General features: G+C 55.4%; 11 protein-coding genes. 3 read left to right on the forward strand and 8 right to left on the reverse strand.

Features of this window, described 5'->3' with window-relative positions:
- Positions 1 to 136: 136 nt before the first annotated feature.
- From HH216_RS10105 to HH216_RS10125, 5 genes are all read right to left on the reverse strand, one after another.
- Positions 137 to 3,286 carry an efflux RND transporter permease subunit gene (locus tag HH216_RS10105; protein ID WP_169550709.1) on the reverse strand — a complete coding sequence of 1,050 codons (3,150 nt, stop codon included), beginning with the start codon at positions 3,284 to 3,286 and terminating at the stop codon, positions 137 to 139.
- A 104-nt stretch (positions 3,287 to 3,390) separates the two neighbouring features.
- Positions 3,391 to 4,461: an efflux RND transporter periplasmic adaptor subunit gene (locus HH216_RS10110; protein ID WP_169550710.1), complete on the reverse strand. Its 1,071-nt coding sequence runs from the start codon at positions 4,459 to 4,461 to the stop codon at positions 3,391 to 3,393.
- Between the two features lie 12 nt (positions 4,462 to 4,473).
- Positions 4,474 to 5,718, reverse strand: coding sequence for a TolC family protein (locus HH216_RS10115; protein WP_169550711.1), 1,245 nt, complete (start codon positions 5,716 to 5,718; stop codon positions 4,474 to 4,476).
- A 197-nt stretch (positions 5,719 to 5,915) separates the two neighbouring features.
- Positions 5,916 to 6,551, reverse strand: a complete 636-nt coding sequence (locus HH216_RS10120) for a TetR/AcrR family transcriptional regulator (protein WP_169550712.1) — start codon at positions 6,549 to 6,551, stop codon at positions 5,916 to 5,918.
- 377 nt (positions 6,552 to 6,928) lie between these two features.
- A complete protein-coding gene (locus tag HH216_RS10125; RefSeq protein ID WP_169550713.1) occupies positions 6,929 to 9,409 on the reverse strand; it encodes a zinc-dependent metalloprotease in 2,481 nt (826 codons plus the stop codon).
- Between the two features lie 210 nt (positions 9,410 to 9,619).
- On the opposite strand from HH216_RS10125, the gene HH216_RS10130 reads away from it, so the two are divergent.
- Both HH216_RS10130 and HH216_RS10135 read left to right on the forward strand, forming a co-directional pair.
- Positions 9,620 to 11,074: a tetratricopeptide repeat protein gene (locus HH216_RS10130; RefSeq protein WP_254448768.1), complete on the forward strand. Its 1,455-nt coding sequence runs from the start codon at positions 9,620 to 9,622 to the stop codon at positions 11,072 to 11,074.
- Positions 11,075 to 11,306: 232 nt separating this feature from the next.
- Positions 11,307 to 11,606 (forward strand): hypothetical protein, encoded by a 300-nt coding sequence (locus HH216_RS10135; protein WP_169550714.1) that lies wholly within the window; start codon positions 11,307 to 11,309, stop codon positions 11,604 to 11,606.
- An 80-nt stretch (positions 11,607 to 11,686) separates the two neighbouring features.
- On the opposite strand, the gene HH216_RS10140 is transcribed toward HH216_RS10135, so the two are convergent.
- The 3 genes from HH216_RS10140 to HH216_RS10150 form a co-directional block, all read right to left on the reverse strand.
- Positions 11,687 to 13,903 carry a S9 family peptidase gene (locus HH216_RS10140; protein WP_169550715.1) on the reverse strand — a complete coding sequence of 739 codons (2,217 nt, stop codon included), beginning with the start codon at positions 13,901 to 13,903 and terminating at the stop codon, positions 11,687 to 11,689.
- Positions 13,904 to 14,038: 135 nt separating this feature from the next.
- Positions 14,039 to 14,557, reverse strand: a complete 519-nt coding sequence (locus tag HH216_RS10145; RefSeq protein ID WP_169550716.1) for an ankyrin repeat domain-containing protein — start codon at positions 14,555 to 14,557, stop codon at positions 14,039 to 14,041.
- Between the two features lie 85 nt (positions 14,558 to 14,642).
- Positions 14,643 to 16,166 (reverse strand): catalase, encoded by a 1,524-nt coding sequence (locus HH216_RS10150; protein WP_217371903.1) that lies wholly within the window; start codon positions 16,164 to 16,166, stop codon positions 14,643 to 14,645.
- A 315-nt stretch (positions 16,167 to 16,481) separates the two neighbouring features.
- Here HH216_RS10150 and HH216_RS10155 point away from each other — a divergent pair, with 315 nt between their 5' ends.
- The gene (locus tag HH216_RS10155) at positions 16,482 to 19,670 is read left to right on the forward strand and encodes a SusC/RagA family TonB-linked outer membrane protein (protein WP_169550717.1); all 3,189 of its coding nucleotides are present in this window, start codon (positions 16,482 to 16,484) and stop codon (positions 19,668 to 19,670) included.
- Positions 19,671 to 19,694 lie beyond the last annotated feature (24 nt).

A 19,694-nucleotide genomic window follows, 5' to 3' on the forward strand; every position in this document is an offset into this window, starting at 1 on the left:
AACTCGCCTACCAACAAAAATGCCCGACAATCGCTGCCGGGCATTTTTGTTGGTAGGCGGTTTTCGGTATTCGGTTTACGGTATACAGTTCACGGCGGATAGCACCGTAAACCGAAAACTATAAACCGTAAACCGACTATACTTCTGCCGATTCGCGGGTGACGGGTTTGCTTTTCTTGCCCGAAATCCGGTTCCAGGCGCGGCTTGCTGCGTTGAAACCGTTCTCAAACGTCAGGTACACCGTCGGGACGAGGACCAGCGTCAGCAGCAGCGAACTGATCAGACCACCGATGATAACCCACGCCAGACCGTTTTTCGATTCCGAACCGTCGCCGGTGGCCAGTGCCATCGGCAGCAGACCAATCGCCATGGCGATCGTGGTCATCAGGATCGGGCGAATCCGTTCGCGGCCCGCTTCGATCAGTGCTTCGACCGTGCTCTTGCCTTCTTCCTTCTGCGCATTGGCAAAGTCGACCAGCAGGATAGCGTTTTTCGCTACCAGACCGATCAGCATAATCATACCGAGCATAACGAAGAACGAGATCGATTCGCGGGCCAGTGCCAGCGCCAGAAACGCACCGATTACGGCCATCGGAATTGAGAACAGGACGACGAACGGGCGGAAATACGAGTTGTATAGCGCAACCATCAGCAGGTACACAAACGTGATAGCCAGCCCCAGCGCGATACCTAGGCTACCAAACGCGTCGGCCTGCCGTTCCAGATCGCCTTTGAGTGCATATGTGACACCACCCGGCAATTCCGTTTTCTTCAAAATATTGTCGATCTCCGTACCGACCGTACCCACCGGCCGACCAACGACGTTGGCATTGACCGACAGCGACCCGACCCGGTTGTAGCGCGATAGCTGCGTAGCACCCGTGCCCAGCGTCAGGTCGGCAATCTGGTCGACTTCGATCAGGTTGCCCTGCGCGTCGGGAACGGTCAGGTTACCTACGTCGTCCTTGCTCTGCCGGTTGAACTGATTCAGCTCAACGCGGATATCGTAGTCACGATTGCCGATACGGTATTTGCTGTCGGTATTACCCGAGAAGGCCGTTTGCAGCGTGGCACCGACGTTCGCGACGGATACGCCGTACTGCGCCATTTTCCGGCGGTCCAGATTCACTTTCAGCTCCGGCTTAGGATCATCGACCGATAATTCAACGTCTGTTGTACCGCTGACCGAGGCCACAACTTTCTTCACGATAGCCGCCGATGCTTCCAGTTCCTGCTGCGTATTTCCCTGCAACAGAATCTGAATCGGCGTCGCGTTGGCACCACCCGTAATACCGACCGGGGCCGATTTTACGTTCAGACCGGGAATCTGCATGATCTTGGCTTTCTGTTGGGCCGCAAACGTTTCAATCGACACGGGGCGCTGATCTTTCGGAACAATCGTCACCGTAATCTCGGCTTTGTGGTAGGGCGTTGACCCCAGGCCACCGCCCTGCGATGAGCTTGAATACCCGACGTTCGAGTTCACCTTCGTCACATACTTCGTGTTCATCAGCTCTTTCTCAATCTGCTGGCAAATCCGGTTGGTTTCGGCCAGACTGTTGAATGGCTCCCCTTCGACCTGAATGATAAATTCGCCCTGGTCACTTTGCGGGAAGAACGTGGTGCCGATAAAGCCACCTGCAACCAGTCCGATCGAACCGATAAACAGGGCGATAGCGGCCAGATAAACCCAACGCTTGTGGAACAGACCCCACTGCAACAGTCGGGCGTACCCGTTTTTGAGTGAATCGAACTGATGTTCGAATCCTTTCAGGAATCGCTTGCCCAGACCCGGCCCGTTGAGGTCGGTTTCCTTGGCAAAACGCGACGCCAGTAGTGGGGTAATGGTAAACGACACGATCAGCGACATCAGCGTCGAGAACACGACAACCAGCGAGAACTCGCGGATAATGTTGGCGATCAGACCCTGTACGAAGACCAGCGGCAGGAATACTACCACGTCGACCATCGTAATGGCGACGGCTGTAAAACCAATCTCGTTCCGACCGTCGAGCGATGCCTGACGGCGGTTTTTACCCATTTCGAGGTGCCGGTAGATGTTTTCCAGGACCACAATCGAGTCGTCGACCAGAATACCGACAACCAGCGAGAGGGCCATCAGCGTCATCAGGTTCAGCGTGAAGCCCAGCAGATACATTGGCACGAATACCGAGATAATCGACGCCGGAACCGATACCATCACGATAAAGGCATTGCGCAGGCTGTGCAGAAACAGCAGCATCACGAGCGCCACCAGCACAACGGCAAATTCAAGGTCGAAGATTACGCCTTCGGCCGATGCCAGCGTGTAGGTCGAGGAGTCGCTGGTGATCTCGAACTTCAGGCCGACGTTGGCGTACTGCTTTTCGATGTTGCCCAGAATCGCCCGCACCCGCTGACTGATCTCAACGGCGTTGGCGTCGGTCTGCTTCTGAATCGTTACCCCGACCGATTCGCGGCCGTTGATCCGGTTGATCGTCGTTGCGTCGGCCACCCCGTCGGTGACGGTTGCTACATCGCTAAGCAGAATTTTGGTACCGTCGGGCGAGGTTTTCAGGGCCGCGTTCCGAATCTGGTCGACATTGGTAAACTTACCCGACAGCCGGATGGCGTACTGCGCGCGGTCGGTTTCGATCTTGCCGGTTGGGTAGTCGAGGTTGGCCGAGTTGATAGCCTGCGACACCTGCGCAACCGACAGGTTGAAGTTCTTCAGCTTGTTGGGGTCGATACCGATGCGGATTTCGCGTTCGCGGCCACCCGTCAGCGTCACCTGCCCCACACCGTCGACTTTGGTCAGCTGCGTTCGAATCTGGTCATCGACGAGGTCGTAGAGTTTGGTCGGTTCGAGGTTGGCCCGCACGCCCATCCGCAAAACGGGCAGATCGTCGGTCGAGAATTTGAGCAGCGTCGGCGAGTTGACTTCGTCGGGCAACTGCGATAGTACGGCGTTGATTTTCCGCTGGGCGTCTTCCAGTGCCTGGTTTGGGTCGGCGCTGGCGTTGAGTTCAACCTGAATCGTAGACAAACCTTCCTGACTGGTCGAGCTAATGTTTTTCAGGTTCTCGATCGACGACACAGCGTCTTCGAGTTTGCGCGTCACGGAGTTTTCCACCTCCCCGGCTGCTGCGCCCGGATACGTCGTCAGAATCGTCACGACGGACGCATCGAACTTAGGCAGCAGGGTATAGTTCAAACTCTTGTACGAGATGAACCCCAGCAGACCCAGCACGGTAAAGGCCACCACCACCAGTGTCGGGCGTTTAATGGCAATTTCTGTTACTGACATGGTAAGTTTAAGGTTTAAAGTCTAAGGTTTAAGGTTTAGGGTTCGAGATTCGAAGTCTGCTCGCGGAGCAACCTTAAACCTTAAACATCAAACCTTAAACACGTTTACCGGCTTGCCGTTGAGTTGCTGACCGTTACTTTCGAGCCGTTGGTGAGGTTGAGCTGGCCGTTGACCACGATGGGTTCACCCTGTTGCAGACCGTCGAGTACCTGATACTGATCGCCGTTGTCGTAGCCGAGTTTTACCCGACGCAGCCGGGCAATATCGTTTTGTACGACGTAAACGCTGGCGCTGTCGGCACCGCCAACCAACGCCCGTCGGGGAATGAACAACCCATTGACGCCCTGCTTAAACGTGAAGCTGGCGTTGGCCAGCGTACCGGCTTTCAATTGGTTTTTGGCATTGTTATTTAGGTACACTTCCACCGGATAGTTGTGCAGCGCGTCGCCCTTGGGGCTGATGTAATGCACGGCACCCGTGAAGACAACACCGGGAAATGCCTGCGCCGTTACACGGGCCTGATCGCCGATTTTCAACTGATAGACAGCCTGCTCCGGAACGTTGACGACCAACTTCAACTGATTCAGGTTGATAACCGACGCCAGCACGGCACCGACCTGTACGTACTCGCCGTTCTCCACTTTCTTGTCGTAGACATACCCGCTGATGGGGGCTACTACCGCGCCGTTGCCCAGCACCCGCTTCTGCTGCTTTTCACTGATCAGCGTGTTGTTGTACTGATCTTTTAGCTTCTGATAAGCTTCCTGCGTTACGGCACCGCCCTGATACAGCCGCTCGTACCGCTCCATCTCGCGTTTGGCATTATCGACGGCGGTCTGGCTATTCTGCAGGACAATGCCCTGTACTTCATCCTGAATATAGCCAACGCGCTGCCCCTTGCCGACCTGCGTGCCCAGCACCAGGTTGAAGCCGGTCAGCTTACCCCGCGTTTCGGCGATGATGTTTCCCTCGTTCCGGGCTTCGACCGTACCGAGTAAAGACAGGTTCTGGTCGAGCTTTTCAAACGTCACGGCCTGCACTTCCACAACCGGTGTGGTCTGGAATACAGCTTTCGGCGTCTTGGCGTCGTCGATCACTTTTTTGTTGTCGATCAACCGGAAGGCAATCAGCCCGATCAGCGCAACGACACCGAGTACTATAAGAATTCGTTTCATGAGTGGCTTAACTTATTTTTTGGTAACGTAGTCGATAATGGTTCCCTGCGCGTCTTCGTAGTCGAGCCGCGACTGATACAGGCTGATAAGTTTGTTAGCCAAGTTGTTCTGGGCCGTCGTCAGGGCATCTTTCGCATCGATCAGTGTAACCGACGTGGCGATGCCTTCTTTGTACTCCAGTTCCGTAACGGTCAGAATCCGCTGGGCCAGTTTGATGTTGTCGCGCTCACGCTGAATGTCGGTAACCAGATTCTGATAGCTCACCTGCGCATTGCTCAGGCTCAGCTGCGCCGACTCGCGGGTCAGAATCTGCTGAAGACGTAACGTTTCCAGAGTCAGCCGGTTTTCCTGATCGCGGTATTTGCGCTGATTGCCGTCGAAGGGTGTCCAGCTAAACGTCAGACCGATGGCACTGCTCTGAAACCAGGGCAGGCCCCCCTGAAAGAAGTTAAAATCCTGTCGCTGCGCATTGGTGCCGTAGGTACCATATAAACCCAGCGACGGGTAATAGCCCCGGTTGTTTGATTGTCGGTTCAGGTCGGCCAGTTGCGTATTCAGCAACAGTTGCCGGAAGTCGGGACGTCTCTCAAAAAAACGATCCTCAGCGTTGGTCAGTTCGGCCACCTGCAAATCATTCTCGATCTGTAGCTGCTGTAGCTGCAGGGGCTCGCTGATGGGCATACCCATCTGGAATTTTAGCTGGTTGATTGCCTGACCGTAGTTACGATTGGCCTGCTCCAGCTGCGATTGCAGGTTGTTGCGATTGAGCTGAATCCGGCCGAAGTCAATTTCCCGCGTCGTGCCGTTTTTCAGCCGGACAATCTCCTGTTGCAGCAGCGTATCCGATGAGTTCAGGTCACGGATGGTCAGCCGCCGTTGCAGATCGATAACCAGCGTCCGGTAGTACGCCTGCGCCACGTTGTATGCCTGCGTCTGCTCGGCCTGCGCCGTAACAACCGACTGTAACTGCGTCTGTACTTTAGCAGCTTTTAGCGCCAGACCCAGTGAGGGGTCGAACAATTTCTGATCGACCCGGCCGGTGAGCGTAGCGTTATACTGCGTACCAAACTTGACCCGGATGAACTCTTGCGCTCCCGTGCCGCCAGCAGTGGGTGCCTGGCCCGTCGTGGCGGTTGTACTGGCTGCACCCGCCAGACTGCCGGGCAGCAGCGTGACCGGAATAATGACGTTGTCGACCACCGACCCCGACACGCCTACCTGCGGCAGGTTGCGGCCGATAACCTGTTTTACCTGCACCGTCGATACCTGCTCGTTGATGCGGGCAATCTTGATATTGGGGTTGTTAGCACGCGCGTATTCAACGCACTGCGCCAGCGAAAAGCCGTCGGTAGGGGGGCTAGCTGCGCCTGAACCGGCGGAATCAGTAAGGCCGACAGTAAGATCAGATAAATACTTGTTCTCATGTGTGTATGTGGGTGGGACCCCCGAACGTATTAGCAGGTAAGATTGTGCAGAAATCGGCGGATAGCCCGCTCATACAGCGCTGTCGGGTTCTGAAACAGAGCGGCCATCTGCGGGTCGTCCATTTTCTTCAGATGACGGGCTGCTTCATCAGGTTTTATATTGGTAATCAGGTTGATATAGCCCAGCATCAGGCAGAACCAGTTAAAAATAATCTCAGGCTTCTCGGCCTCCGAAACACCCAGTTCCCCAAACAGACTCTCCATCCGGAAGCGAGCTTCCTGCATGTCGTCGCGCATTTGTTCGCGCTGCTGTTCCATGCGTTCGGGGTTGTGCATCAGGCGGAACACTTCTGGCTGTGCCGTTGCAAAGTGCCACTGCACCATCGACAGCCGGGCCAGCTTTTCTTCTGCATTCAGGCCCATTGCCATGACCGTGTCAAACGAGCGCTTTACTTCTTCGTGGCCTTCCCGCGCAATGCTGAGCAGGACATCTTCCTTATTCTCGAAGTGCTCGTACACAATCGGAGCGGTGTACTCGATAGCGTCGGCAATGCTCCGAATCGTAACGGCGTTCCAGTCTTTTTCCCGCGCTATCTGCCGGGCCGCGTCCAGAATGCGCTGTCGTATCTCGGCTTTTTGTCTAACTCTACGCTCGGTGGTACTCATTCATCTAACCTGTTTCAAAAAACCTAACAAAGATAGATTTTATAAGTTTCGTCTAATTCATTAAAAATTTTCTTTGTGACGAACGGTTGCGCTAAATGACAAAAGGCCAGCCTTATAGCGTAATAAGGCTGGCCTTTCGGACGGTTAATTGACTGTTGTTGGTCAGGACGACTACTGAATAGACTTTGTCCTAAGCTATTGATTGACAAATAATTAGCTGTTGTCTCTTTGTCATTCCGACACCAGGAGGGATCTTCGGCAACAGCAAGAATCATTCAATTACCGAAGATCCCTCCTGGTGTCGGGATGACAAAAAAACAAGATAGCGGCCTATTGGATCATTTATAATTCACCTTAATTGGCCTAAAAGTACAATTTTAGTAAACGTCGCACGGACTGCTGAGCCAGTCCTGACCGGGGTCGATAGGCGCACCATCGGGTGGCGTCATCGCGCCAGGTGTTGAAATCTGGTCGGGGTCATTGAGATACCGGCCAATAGCCCAGTGCAGATACGTATAATGACCAGGTTTGAATGCGTTGGTAAACCGAGTGTTCAAGGTTAGCAGTTCATTATGAACAGCGGCCTTCACGCTGCCATCTGTTTCTTTATTGCTTGCCAGCCGGATCAGTGCATCGACGTACAGCCGCTCATTCTGTTGGTTGATCTCCTTCCAATAAGGCGAATTTGTAGTGCTGTTCGTCTGCGTCTGCTTGTTGAGTGCGTTCAGCAGCGCGTCCAGCCCCATTAGTTTCGGGTCAAGGGCGTGCTGACGAACGAGCCGGGCGCAACGGTCAGGATTCAGCAATAGCCGATAGGTCAGACCCGCAACGGCTTCGGCAGGAGCGAGGGCGTCGAAGGCCAGGCCTGTATGCCGTTTGAACACTTCCCGCTGATTGGGATTGAACCGGAACGGACGCGGAGGCAGCATCTTCAGCACTGCATCCGGCACCGCCAATACCGATGGTGTCAGGGTGCTGACCAGTGCATCGAGGGCGCGCTGTTGCTCGGCGGCTGGTACGGGTGCCATTACGGCTTGCCCATCGCCCCGCAACGCGTTGGTATACGTTTGCCCCGCTACTACTTTAGCCGCAGCTTCGACCTGATAGCGGTGAAACATATACATTGGCACAAACACTTCTTCCAGCGTTGCCATGGGCGTGCCAACCGGGATTTTTTTCTCGCTGAAGTTGCTCAGGGCAATACGCCTGACCTCCATGACGCGCTTCAGCTCATCGACTGCGTTAGCTCCGTTGTCCCACAGGTGTGTGGCCGGGTGAACCGATCCTTCGGGCCGGGCATCCTGGTCGGTCAGGAAACTCAGCCCCGTTTTGTGCATATTACTGACCAGCTTATCGAGCTGCTGTTTCTCGTTCGAGCCCGCTACGAACTGTTCGTAGCCGTAGCGGATGCTCCATTTGTCGTAAGCACCAATACCTGTGGCGTATGCATCCGATATGTCGATGGCATTACCCTTCACGGTCGCTACCATCGTTGGGTAATCCATAACCGATGCCCGGCCGAATGGCGTGTCGCCCTGCGTACTGGCGATGTAGTTGTGCGGCAAACCGAGCGTATGGCCGACTTCGTGGGCCGCCAGTTGCCGCAGCCGCGCCAGCGACATCGCCATCATGGGGTCGTTGGCCGCTTTCTGGGTGGTGTCGGCTCCGAAACTGCCGACAAGCCCCTGCGCAATCAGATAATCCTGCCGTACCCGCAGCGAACCCAGCGTTACTTTGCCTTTGATAATTTCGCCCGTGCGCGGGTCGATAATGCTGGCTCCGTAGCTCCAGCCGCGTGTCGAGCGGTGTACCCACTGTACCAGATTATAGCGTACGTCCATCGGGTCGGCATCGGGCGGGAGCAGTTTCACCTGAAAGGCGTTTTTGTAGCCAGCCGCGTCGAACGCCTGATTCCACCAGGCCGTGCCTTCCAGTAGGGCCGAGCGAATGGGCTCTGGCGTGCCGGGGTCGATGTAGTAAACGATTGGTTTGACCGCTTCGCTGACGGCTGCCGTGGGGTCTTTCTTTTCCAGCCGGTGCCGGGAAATGTACCGCTTCATGATCGGCTGACTCACGGGCGATGCGTAGTCGAAAAATTCGATGCCGCCGTAGCCGATGCGCGGATCGAAGAGCCGGGGCTTGTACTTGTCGTCGGGTAGCTGCACAAACGAATGGTGCTGATGCATGGTCACGGCTGCGGGCGTCGGTACCACCTCGCGCAGGTACGGCCCGGCCTGATCGCCGGTGAGCGTGATGATGGTTTCAAACTCGGTATTCTGTGGGAAGGCTTTCGACTGGAGCATATACATAGCCGAACGCGTCGCGTCGAAGCGGTAGGCGCCCTGTTTGGTGCGGGCGATGTCCTGCACGGCACCGACGGCGTCCTGAAGCAGAAAGGGCGTCAGGTCGACCAGTACCCGGCCGTTTTCTTCGGCGGCAACCTCAAACCCGGCGTGTACTGACTGTGCGAACGACTGCTCGACGGCCCGGCGTTCGAGCGGGTCGTTGCTCAGGGCGCGGTAGGCGTAGTTGGGTTCAATCATCAGCACCTTGTTGCCGCTGCGCTGAAACTTCACGATGTGCTCCTGCCCCAGCCGCCCCCGGTCGAGGCCAATATCGTTGGAGCCGATCCCCTGCGCCAGGGTTGGGTAGTAGAGCAACTCGGTATCAAGCTTGTCGATTTCGAGCCAGATCTTGCCCTTTCTGGCGTCCCAGTAAAACGGTAGAAAGCCGGGGTTCCGGTCCATTCCCGTCGTAAACACGCCGATTGTCGGCAACGAAGCAGGTGCGGTCGACTGAGCCAGCACTGGAAAAAAACTGAGCAGCGACAGACTCAGTGTGAGTAAAAAACGATGCATGTGGTAAGGTCGGTTGTATAAACTCACAAGATACACCGAAAACAGAACGCACCGCTGTCGTTTTCTTCGACAAAACCTCTCAGAATGCCTGCTTAAACGGTTAGTGACAAAAGTTTATAGAGTTGGTAGTGCAAGTGACTGCCTAATTCATAGTCGTCTAAAGGGTAACGAGTACTGTACGTACTCGTTTTTCCCCGCGTAACTAACCCAATGAATCAAGTTGTACGAATCGGTTACCAGACCGGGCTGTTGCTGTTTTTGGCACTGCCGATGTCTGTACTAGCCCAGCCAGCCAACAATCTTACCCAAGCCATCCACTTTTTGAAATTAGCAGGTACGCTGCGTGCTGTTGACAAATCGGAAGAATCGATTCCGCTGATCGGTAGGGCGTTACCCGTCCTGCGCGCGCAAAGCCCGTACTGGTCAGCCGTGGCCTACGAAGTGCTGGGGCTGGCCTACGACGATATTCACAAACCCGACGAGGCCGTGCATTATCTGGAAATTGCCCGGTCGCGGTATGGCAGACTTAAGTACGTAGCCAGTGGCTGGGCTGTCAATGAGGTCATACGAAACATCGCCGGAAAAAATCTGTATGCCGGTATCCAACTGGGGGCCGACGGTGTGCGGGTTGCCATTTTCAAAACGCGTTACGAGAGCGATTTTTACGAGAAAAATATCCGGTCGAGCTTTTACATACCGAACGGCGAACCGGTGGCCGATCTGTCGGCGCGGCTGCCAATGACCCGCAATGCGCTGGAGACGGGTCTCGACTCGATTCGTCGGTACAACATACCCAACGAACGCATTTTTGTCGTGCTGAGTAGTGACCTGCGCGAACGATATAATTCGTCGCCGGCAGGTCGGCAGCTGCTGGATAAGCAACTGGCGCAGCTCGTGCCAGACAACAGGGTTCGGATCGATACGACACTGACCGCCCAGCGGGAAGCCGAGCTGTTTACCATCGGGGCCGTACCGCGTAAGAGCTGGGCCACTACCTCCGCCCTGAACATTGGTGCCGACGCTACTACCGCTGGCTATATCAATCAGACAAACCCGATGGCGCCCCGGCAATTCTACGGGACAACCTTCAACATGGGTATCAACAAGCTGGTTGAGCAGGTTACCGAACAAAAGATGACGGGCATGATTGCGTTTCGGCGGGAGGCTGAGAAGCTGGTGCAGTCGATAACCGACAGCACGTTTGTGCCGTGGCTGCGGCAGGCACCGCCGGGTTTGCGGACGCGTCGGGTCGTAGCCGTTGGGGGCGAAGCCGTCAATGCACTCGTTACGTGCCTGTACCCCGAAAAAGCAGGTGCGACAGCCGTTCCAATCACAACGCTCGATGCTAGTCGGTTCCGTCAACTGGCGCTGACCAATTATGCGCAGCTGCTGCGCCCGGACTTGTCAAACATCGCTGATCCGGTTCTGAAAGCAAAAGCCGAGAGTCAGCTGCGTATCATCCGGGAAACGATGAACGAACGGCAGACGGTTGCGGCTGCGTTGTGGCTCGATGCTGTCGTCAAAGCCTACACAGTGGGATACGGTGTGCGTCAGTTCGTCTTTATTCGCGATGCCAACATTGGCTGGGTAACGGGTAAGTTCCTCGAAACAATCAATCACGAATACGAATCAACAATCGCTAAGGGTGAGTTTTATACGCGTTAAGTGAGCTGATTGATAAGTTGTTGTGGGCAACTTCAGTAAATAAAAATACATTATTTATTTACTAAAGTTGCCCATAATGAATCATATTGTAAAATAAGTATATAAATTATTTGAGTGATAAATCCAGAATGTACTCTTTCGCGTAAGTTTATGTGAAGTAAGAAAACGGTACATATAGGTTGTCCATTTTTAAATGCGACAACGCCGTTTGCACACATAAGCACTCAGGAGAATGATCTGGACATTGAATAAAGCCATCGCCGTAAACACAGCCAGGATTTTCGTCTATACTGTATTCATGTCCGGTGATATCAACACAATCAAGCAATGCCGGACAAGGCTGAACCGCCTGTCGCGGATCGTGAGTCAGGTACGAAGCGCGCAGATGATGCACCCAAGCCTGCTGACCAGTGAGTACGGCTCCGTTACTGACTATCTGAGAGCGCATTTGTCTACCAGTGACTACCGATATTTCGTCAGCCTACAACCCACCGTGACCCCCGTTCATGTTCTCGTTGCAAAAACAGCATAGCGTATAACGTACAAAACGCAGAAGCCCCCGGCGGTCCGTCGGGGGCTTCTGCGTTTTACAATCAGGTCTACAGCGCGCTTCTATTTGGCCAGATGCTCGGCTAAATAGTCGGTGTATTGCTGATAGAGCAGCACATAACTAGCCGTGTTGTAGGAAACCCGGTGCGTACCCGGTGGGTAAATGCGCAGGTCGGCATCTTTGCCCGCATCTTCCAGCGCTTTCATCAGCTGAAATGTGTTGCGGACGTGGACGTTTTCGTCCATCGTCGAGTGAGCCACGAACAGCTTACCCGCCAGGTTTTTCGCATAGGTCGTGACGGCACTGGCTCTGTACTTCCCATCGTTTTCAGGCAGCAGACCCATATACCGCTCGGTGTAGATGCTATCGTACAAACGCCAGTCGGTAACGGGGGCACCGACGAGCGAGACGCGGAATACACCGGGGTGAGTCAGCATGGTGTAACTGCTCATGTAGCCGCCGTAGGAGTGACCCCGAATCGCGATACGCTGCCCGTCGACCCAGGGTTGCTTGGTAAGATACCCCGCCGTTTCGGCGAAGTCCAGACTTTCGTACTTGCCCAGCTGCTCGTACACGATCTTCTCGAAGTCGCGTCCGTAGCCACCCGATCCCCGGTTATTGACGCCCACGATGATGTAGCCAGACTGCGCCAGCCACTGATGCCAGCCCTGCGTGTTGAACTCGTTGTACACCGACTGCGCCCCCGGTCCGCCGTAGATGTCAAGCATGACGGGGTACTTCTTCGTCGGGTCGAAGTCGATGGGGCGGATGATCGAGATGTCGATTTTCTGCCCGTCGCTGGTGGTAAAGCTGGTCAGTTCTTTCGGCGCGTAGACATGGCTGGCGACGTACTGTTTCACGTCCTCGTTGGTTTCCAGCGTTTTAATCAGCTTACCCGATACGTCGCGCAGTTCGACCTGCGTGGGCGTCTGTGCGTTCGAGTATTGGTCGATGAAATACTGGCCGTTGGGCGAAAAATCGACCGTGTGCTTACCCGGCACGGTCGTCAGCCGACGCTTGTTTTTGCCGTCGGTGTCGATCGAGAATAGTTGCCGTTCGGTAGGTGCGGCTTCGGTCGAGGTAAAGTAGACTTTACGGGTTTTCGGGTCGATGTGGTGCACGTAGGTCACTTCCCACTTTCCGCTCGTAACGGGGTTGAGCAGCTTACCCGAATAATCGTAGCGGTACAGGTGCGCGAAGCCGTCGCGGTCCGACACCCAGTAGTATTCCTGCACCCCCGCCGGGAAATACAGCAGGTGGTTGATGTTGGCGAAGAAATCAAACACGTCGACCCATTTGGCGGCCGTTTCCTCCATGATCTGTTTCGCGGCTCCCGTGCGTCCGTTGGTCATGAACAGCCGCATGTGATTCTGCTTGCGGTTGAGGTGAACGAGTGCCAGCTGTCCTTCCTGCGAGGTCCAGTAGATGCGGGGAATGTAGCCGTCGCCGAGGTCGACGTTCATCCATTCCTTGTGCTGGTTTGCCAGTTCGATCACGCCGATGCGAACGGTCGGGTTTTTGTCGCCAACGCGGGGGTAGGGGAGCGAGTCGTAGATTTCGTCGAAGCCCGTGTAGTCGGTCAGGCGGTAGATGGGCACCTGCCGCTCATCCGACTGCCAGAAGGCAATAAATTTGCTGTCGGGCGACCAGTACCAGGCTTGTGCCAGTCCAAATTCTTCTTCGTAGGCCCAGCCAAACCGACCGTTGTAAAAGGCGGGTTTCGCGTCGTTGGTCAGGCGGGTTTCCTGCTGAGTGGCGAAATCGAACGTGTACAGATCGCCACCGCGCTCATAGCCCACTTTGCGCCCATCGGGGGCGAGTTCAGCCGTCTGTGCATCCTTCGCCACCAGTTTCAGGCTCTTGTCGGCCACTGAGTAGACGTAGTAATCGGAGATGCCCGACCGGCGGTAGACGGGCCGGAAATTGGCTTGGAACAGGATGTTTTTCGAGTCTTTCGACCACTGAAATTCCTCGTAAGTAAACGGTTTATTGGTGCCGGGAAACCGCAGTTGACTGCCGTCGAAGATCAGGCTTTCCTTCTGGTCTTTGGGCGACAGTGATTTGATGGTGTTCTGGTCGGCGATGTACGAGAAGCGGGTGCCCCCATCGATCCAGTTGACGTTGCGCGGTCCCGACGAACCGCTAAGCTGACCGCTGGCAAACAGAGCCTGTTGCAGATTATTGTACCGTTGTTTACCCGATGTCGTCTGGGCCGCAGCGACCTGAACGGTCAGGGCCAACACGCTCAGCAGCCAACCGACAGAAATACGATAGTTCATTTGATGATTCGAGTGAATTGAATCATCAAAGCTACGAAATCCAAAGAGCGAAAGAGTGAATGAGTGAAAGAGCGACCATCCGGCATCATCGCTCTTTCACTCATTCACTCATTCACTCATTCACTCTTTGGATTTTTATTTCTCCAGCAACGCTACGATTTCTGGGTTTTCCTGCATACGGGCGTGATCGAGGGCGGTGTAACCCCGGCTGTCGTGCAGACTGGTATCGGCTTTCTGTTCCAGCAGATACCGGACGATGTCGGCGTGGCCAAAGGTGCTGGCGAAGATCAGCGCAGAAGCACCGTTGCGGTTGACTTGATTGATGACGGCTTTGTGCGTAAGCAGGAGCTTCACCATCGGCAGATACCCCCGGAAGCACGCACCCATCAGGGCTGTGTTTCCCGAACCGTCGGCGATGGCTGTCGATGCACCGGCGTCTAGCAGGTAAGTTGCCGCGTCGGGCTGATTGTTGTACACGGCCAGAATAAGCGGTGTAAACCCACGGGCGTCGGTCGTGTCAAGATTGGCTTTGGCGTCGTGCGCCTGCTTCAGCGTTGCCAGATCACCGTTGCGGGCGGCTGAAAACAGATCGACTTGTGCCTGTGCTACACCCGCGACGGTTAGGAGCAGCAGGCAAAAAAGCAATGATTTCATGGGTCGTTTTACCATACAGCAGCGCAGCCAGTCCGGCAAAACGCGCGGGCTGACTGCGTACTTTCTCATAGGTTATAGCTAATGCTTATTTGCTGGCCAGCAGCGATTCCAGTTCCTGACGGGTCATGTTCAGACCAGCCGCCAGGCGTTTGCCGTAGTCGGCGTCGGCCTGGTAGAAATGGCTAACCATTTTGGCCACCACTTTCCGGTTACGCACGGCCGACAGATCGCCCACCAGATTTTTGATCAGGTTGGCTTTGTCTTTCTCCGAATACGACCGGTAGAGTTCACCTGCCTGTCGGAAATCGTCGGGCTTGGTGATGCGGGCCTGCGTGGTCGATGCGTTGGCGAAGGTCGATACCGAATAATCGTACTTCGCATTGTCAGCCAGCGTACCACTCTCTTCCGACGGCTCGTAGTTCACATCTGAGTTCTTTACCCGATTGCTGAACGCACCGTCCTGGTTGTTGGTCGATACGGTCACTTTGGGCGCGTTGACGGGCAGTTGCTGGAAGTTGCTGCCGATGCGGTACCGCTGCGTGTCGAAGTACGAGAACAGGCGACCCTGCAACAGCTTATCTTCCGATGGCTCGATACCGGGCACCAGTGTACCGGGCGCAAACGCCGACTGCTCGACCTCCTGGAAGAAATTGTCGGGGATGCGGTTCAGCGTCATCTTGCCCACCAGCTTCAGCGGAGCCACCGATTCCGGCCACACTTTCGTTGGATCGACGGGGTTGAAATCGAGCTTGTCGAAGTCAGCCTTTTTCATCGTCTGCACGTACAGCTCCCACGATGGGAAGTTACCCTTGCGGATGTTGTCGTAGAGGTCGGTGGTGGCGTGCTGAAAGTCGCGTCCCTGCACAACCGATGCTTCTTCGGCGGTCAGATTTTTCACGCCCTGCATCGACTTCCAGGTGTATTTTACGTACGTCACTTCGTTTTTCGCGTTGACCCACTTGAACGAGTGAACACCCGACCCGTTCATTTCGCGGTAGCTGGCGGGTGTCCCATTGTCCGAGTATACCCACGTCAGCATGTGCGTCGATTCGGGGATGTGCGACAGGAAGTCGAATACCCGGTTAGCGTCCTGCTTGTTGTTGATCGGTGATGGTTTGAAGCTGTGTACCATGTCGGGGAACTTCATGGCATCGCGGATAAAGAACACCGGCAGGTTATTGCCGACGAGGTCGTAGTTGCCTTCTTCGGTGTAGAACTTGGTGGCAAAACCGCGTGGGTCGCGCAGCGTTTCGGGCGAGCCGACGCTGTGCACAACCGTGGAGAAACGGACGAAAACGGGCGTCTTTTTGCCCGGCTGCGAAAACAGAGCCGCTTTTGTGAAGGCCGACATATCAGCTGCACTCACAAACTCACCGTAGGCACCAGTACCCCGAGCGTGAACAACCCGCTCCGGAATGCGCTCCCGGTCGAAAGCCGCCAGTTTTTCGATCAGGTGAATGTCTTCGAGCAGCACCTGTCCGTCGGCCCCGACGGTTTTCGAGTGCTGATTATCACCAACCGGTGCACCCGTGTTGGTCGTAAGGGGTTTTTGCTGGGCCAATGCCAGCGTCGAAAGCAGCAATAAGCCGCTCGTCATGATCCTGAACATACAAGTACGGTGGTAAGATAAATGACCTGCTCTACTCGAACCGGCCAATACAAAGCTAGCCCCATGAGACGGCGCGGGTCAAAGCGATTTTCTTTATCGCGCTATAGAGCGGAGTTATGAAGGCTGATTATGAGTGGGTCCCGTTCGCGGCTCTATACTGAGTTGGTTTTCCGCCGTTTCGACAATACTGTAACGTTGAAGCTGCTTGTAGCCAAACAATATGTTGATGAATGGCGTGAAGTGCCCTCTTTTTTATGGTTATATTTCGCGTTCCCGAATTGATTACTTGTTTGTTTCATCCCAAAATACGCGTCTATGAACAACCGTTACACACGCGTTGGTCCGCGTTGCCGCCTGTGGTGGCTACTCGGACTGACCCTCTTCATGTTCACAACCACGTACGGACAAGGTACCCGCTACACCTTTACCGGCCGTACAACCGACGCTACCGGGCAGCCCCTGCCGGGCGTGACGGTTCAACTCACCGGTACCGCTGCCGGGCTGAATGGAACCGCGTCGAATGCTGATGGTAATTACAACTTCAGCGCTACCGTTACACCCGGTACCTACACGCTGACGTTTACCGCCGTGGGCTATGGTGTGGTCAATCAGTCGGTTACGCTGGGGCGCGACGAAACCATCGCTACTAACGCGCAACTGAAAGAGGACGTGGCTAATCTGGATGAAGTCGTCGTGACGGGATCGACGATTACTACGACCCGGCGCGAACTGGGAAATGCTATCAGCACCATCCGTGGTGCTGACCTGACGCAGTCGGGTTCGCCCAACCTAATTAATTCGTTGCAGGGGAAAGTGCCGGGCGCACAGATCACGCAGAACTCCGGCGACCCGGCGGGTGGGATCAGTATCCGGCTCCGGGGTATCAAGTCGCTGGCTGGTTCGTCGGATCCACTGTACGTCATCGACGGGGTTATCGTCAGTAACCTGAGTACTAACGTTTCGCAACTGGCGTCGGCCAACGATATTGGTTCGGCTAACGCGGGGCAAAACCGACTGTCGGACCTGAACCCCAACGACATTGCCAGTATTAACGTCGTCAACGGGGCGGCTGCGGCTGCACAGTACGGGTCGCGGGCGGCTAATGGCGTCGTGCTGATTACGACAAAGCGCGGTACGTCGGGAGCACCCCGCGTTACGGTATCGACCTCGGTCAGCATCAACGAACTGCGGAAGGGCGTGCCGATCAATACGTACGGAAAGCAATTTGGTTTCGCGGGCTTCCGACTGTACACCATCGGCACGCCGACAGCCGCGCAGATAACCGCCAATCCTGGCGTAACAACGACGGGAATTTTTCGGGATGGTACGACAAGTCAGCTGGCTACCAACCTGGTTGACGTGACGCGGTACAATTACTTCGATCAGATTTTCCGCACGGGCTACGGTACCGATAACGCCGTGTCGGTATCGGGTGGCCGCGACAATACGCAGTACTACGTGTCGGCGGGGTACCTGAAGAATCAGGGCATCATCAAGGGCACCGATTTTACGCGCTATAACCTCCGCGCCCGCGTCGATCAGCGGCTGACCAACTGGGCCAAACTCTCAGCCGGATTAAGCTATATCAACAGCTTTTCTAACGAAAAGGCCAATGGCAACGTATTCTATAGCCCAATCAACGCGGTCAACATCACCAATAATATCTACGACATTACGCAACGCGACGCTGGGGGCAACCTGCTTGCTGTCGAGCCAACCCGCGTGAACCCGCTCTCGACCATTGAGGACATGAAGTTCACGCAGTCGGTAAACCGGACGATCAGCGATGTACAACTGAACCTGACGCCGATCAAGGGGTTGAGCATCGACTACATTCTGGGGGTCGACACCTACGCGCAGATTGGGCAGAACTACATCCGGCCGTATCCCTACCAGGCGCAGGCCGGTCTGCCCGACGCCCGGTACCCGGACGGTTTCGCGGCTACGGCCAATAACTCGGTGTTTTTGCTCAACTCCGATCTAAATGCCAGCTACGAACGGCAGCTAATGCCCGATCTTAAGCTGAATGTCATCGCCGGGTTCAACTACCAGTACAACCGGCAGGACTATACCGTTTCCAGCGGGCGCGGCCTGTCTCCCTTCATTGAAACCATTAACGGCGCTACCAGTACAACCGTGCAGAGTAACTACGCGCTGGATCGGTACAGCCTGAGCGGCTATTTCGGGCAGGCGACGCTGGGCTATCGTAACCTGGCTTTCCTGACGGCCGCCGTCCGGCGCGATCGGTCATCGAAGTTTTCAGCCTCCGAAACCAACCAGATTTACCCCAAAGTAAGCGGCTCGTTTATCGTGTCTGATCTGGGTTTCTGGAAGAACGCAGGGCTGTCGTCGGCGTTCAGTAGTCTGAAACTACGAACATCCTACGGCGAAGCGGGTAACCTATCGGGCGTGGGGACATATAGCCGCTTCTACCAGTTCACACCCGTGCCGTTCCTCGGTAAAAATACCATTGTACCCGGAACGACGCTGGCTAACGAGCGGGTTCGGCCGGAGCGCATGACCGAACTCGAAGGCGGGGTTGATCTGGCGTTTCTGAATAACCGGCTCAGCCTGGGTGTTACGCTTTACCACCAGAAAATCAACGATCTGGTTGTCAATCGGACACTAGCCGCATCGACGGGTGGCACCAGTATTGTCAACAACGTCGGGACGATGGAAAACCGGGGGCTGGAACTGGTCCTCGACGTGGTACCGGTGAAAACACGTGACATCAACTGGGATGTGACGTTGATTTTCAACCGAAATCGCAATAAGGTTTTGTCGCTGGGAACACCCGCCATCTCCATCGACAACGTAGCTGGTGCACCGGTTTACCTGCTGGAAGGGCAACCGGCCGGTGTGTTCTACGGAACCGGTTATGCATACAACACCGACGGTTCGCTATTGCTGACCTCGTCGGGATTTCCGCAGTCGGAGCGGGCGCTGTCGCAGCCGACCGGTTCGGTCGAGTACGTAGCGGCCCGCACGGCCGAAGGGCAGCCAGACACCCGCTACACGACGGCCAATATCATTATCGGCAACCCAAACCCGAAATGGACGGGTTCGTTCAGTACCAATTTCTCGTACCGTAAGCTGGGGTTGCATCTGTTGCTCGACGCGGTACAGGGCGTCGACGTATTCAACGCTGACAAGCGTACCCGGCAGGGGGTAGGTATTGGCGATTTCGCGGAGAAAGAACTGCGGGGTGAACTGCCGCGCGGCTACATTTTCGGTATCTACAACACGCAGCAGTGGCGCATCGACGATGGGTCATATACGAAGCTGCGGGAAGTGGCGCTGAGCTACCAACTACCCCCGCTGACTAAAGCGATCAGCAACCTGAGCGTGTCGCTGGTGGGCCGCAACCTGTACTCGTGGGACAAATACAACGGCTTCGATCCCGAAACCAACGCAGGCGGTACCACTGATCTGCTCCGCGCCGTCGACTTCGGTAACGTTCCCATTCCCCGCACCTATCAACTCCGGCTGTCGGCCACGTTCTAAACCACCCGGACCTGATAACAGACT

Origin of the sequence: Spirosoma rhododendri (genome assembly GCF_012849055.1) — a bacterium.
Taxonomy (GTDB): Bacteria; Bacteroidota; Bacteroidia; order Cytophagales; family Spirosomataceae; genus Spirosoma; species Spirosoma rhododendri.

Bases quoted from the DNA above. Each gene is read 5' to 3' on its own strand.
- HH216_RS10105 (WP_169550709.1), bottom strand. From the start codon at position 3,286: ATGTCAGTAACAGAAATTGCCATTAAACGCCCGACACTGGTGGTGGTG.
- HH216_RS10110 (WP_169550710.1), bottom strand. From the start codon at position 4,461: ATGAAACGAATTCTTATAGTACTCGGTGTCGTTGCGCTGATCGGGCTG.
- HH216_RS10120 (WP_169550712.1), bottom strand. From the start codon at position 6,551: ATGAGTACCACCGAGCGTAGAGTTAGACAAAAAGCCGAGATACGACAG.
- HH216_RS10125 (WP_169550713.1), bottom strand. From the start codon at position 9,409: ATGCATCGTTTTTTACTCACACTGAGTCTGTCGCTGCTCAGTTTTTTT.
- HH216_RS10130 (WP_254448768.1), top strand. From the start codon at position 9,620: ATGAATCAAGTTGTACGAATCGGTTACCAGACCGGGCTGTTGCTGTTT.
- HH216_RS10135 (WP_169550714.1), top strand. From the start codon at position 11,307: ATGATCTGGACATTGAATAAAGCCATCGCCGTAAACACAGCCAGGATT.
- HH216_RS10140 (WP_169550715.1), bottom strand. From the start codon at position 13,903: ATGAACTATCGTATTTCTGTCGGTTGGCTGCTGAGCGTGTTGGCCCTG.
- HH216_RS10145 (WP_169550716.1), bottom strand. From the start codon at position 14,557: ATGAAATCATTGCTTTTTTGCCTGCTGCTCCTAACCGTCGCGGGTGTA.
- HH216_RS10150 (WP_217371903.1), bottom strand. From the start codon at position 16,166: ATGTTCAGGATCATGACGAGCGGCTTATTGCTGCTTTCGACGCTGGCA.
- HH216_RS10155 (WP_169550717.1), top strand. From the start codon at position 16,482: ATGAACAACCGTTACACACGCGTTGGTCCGCGTTGCCGCCTGTGGTGG.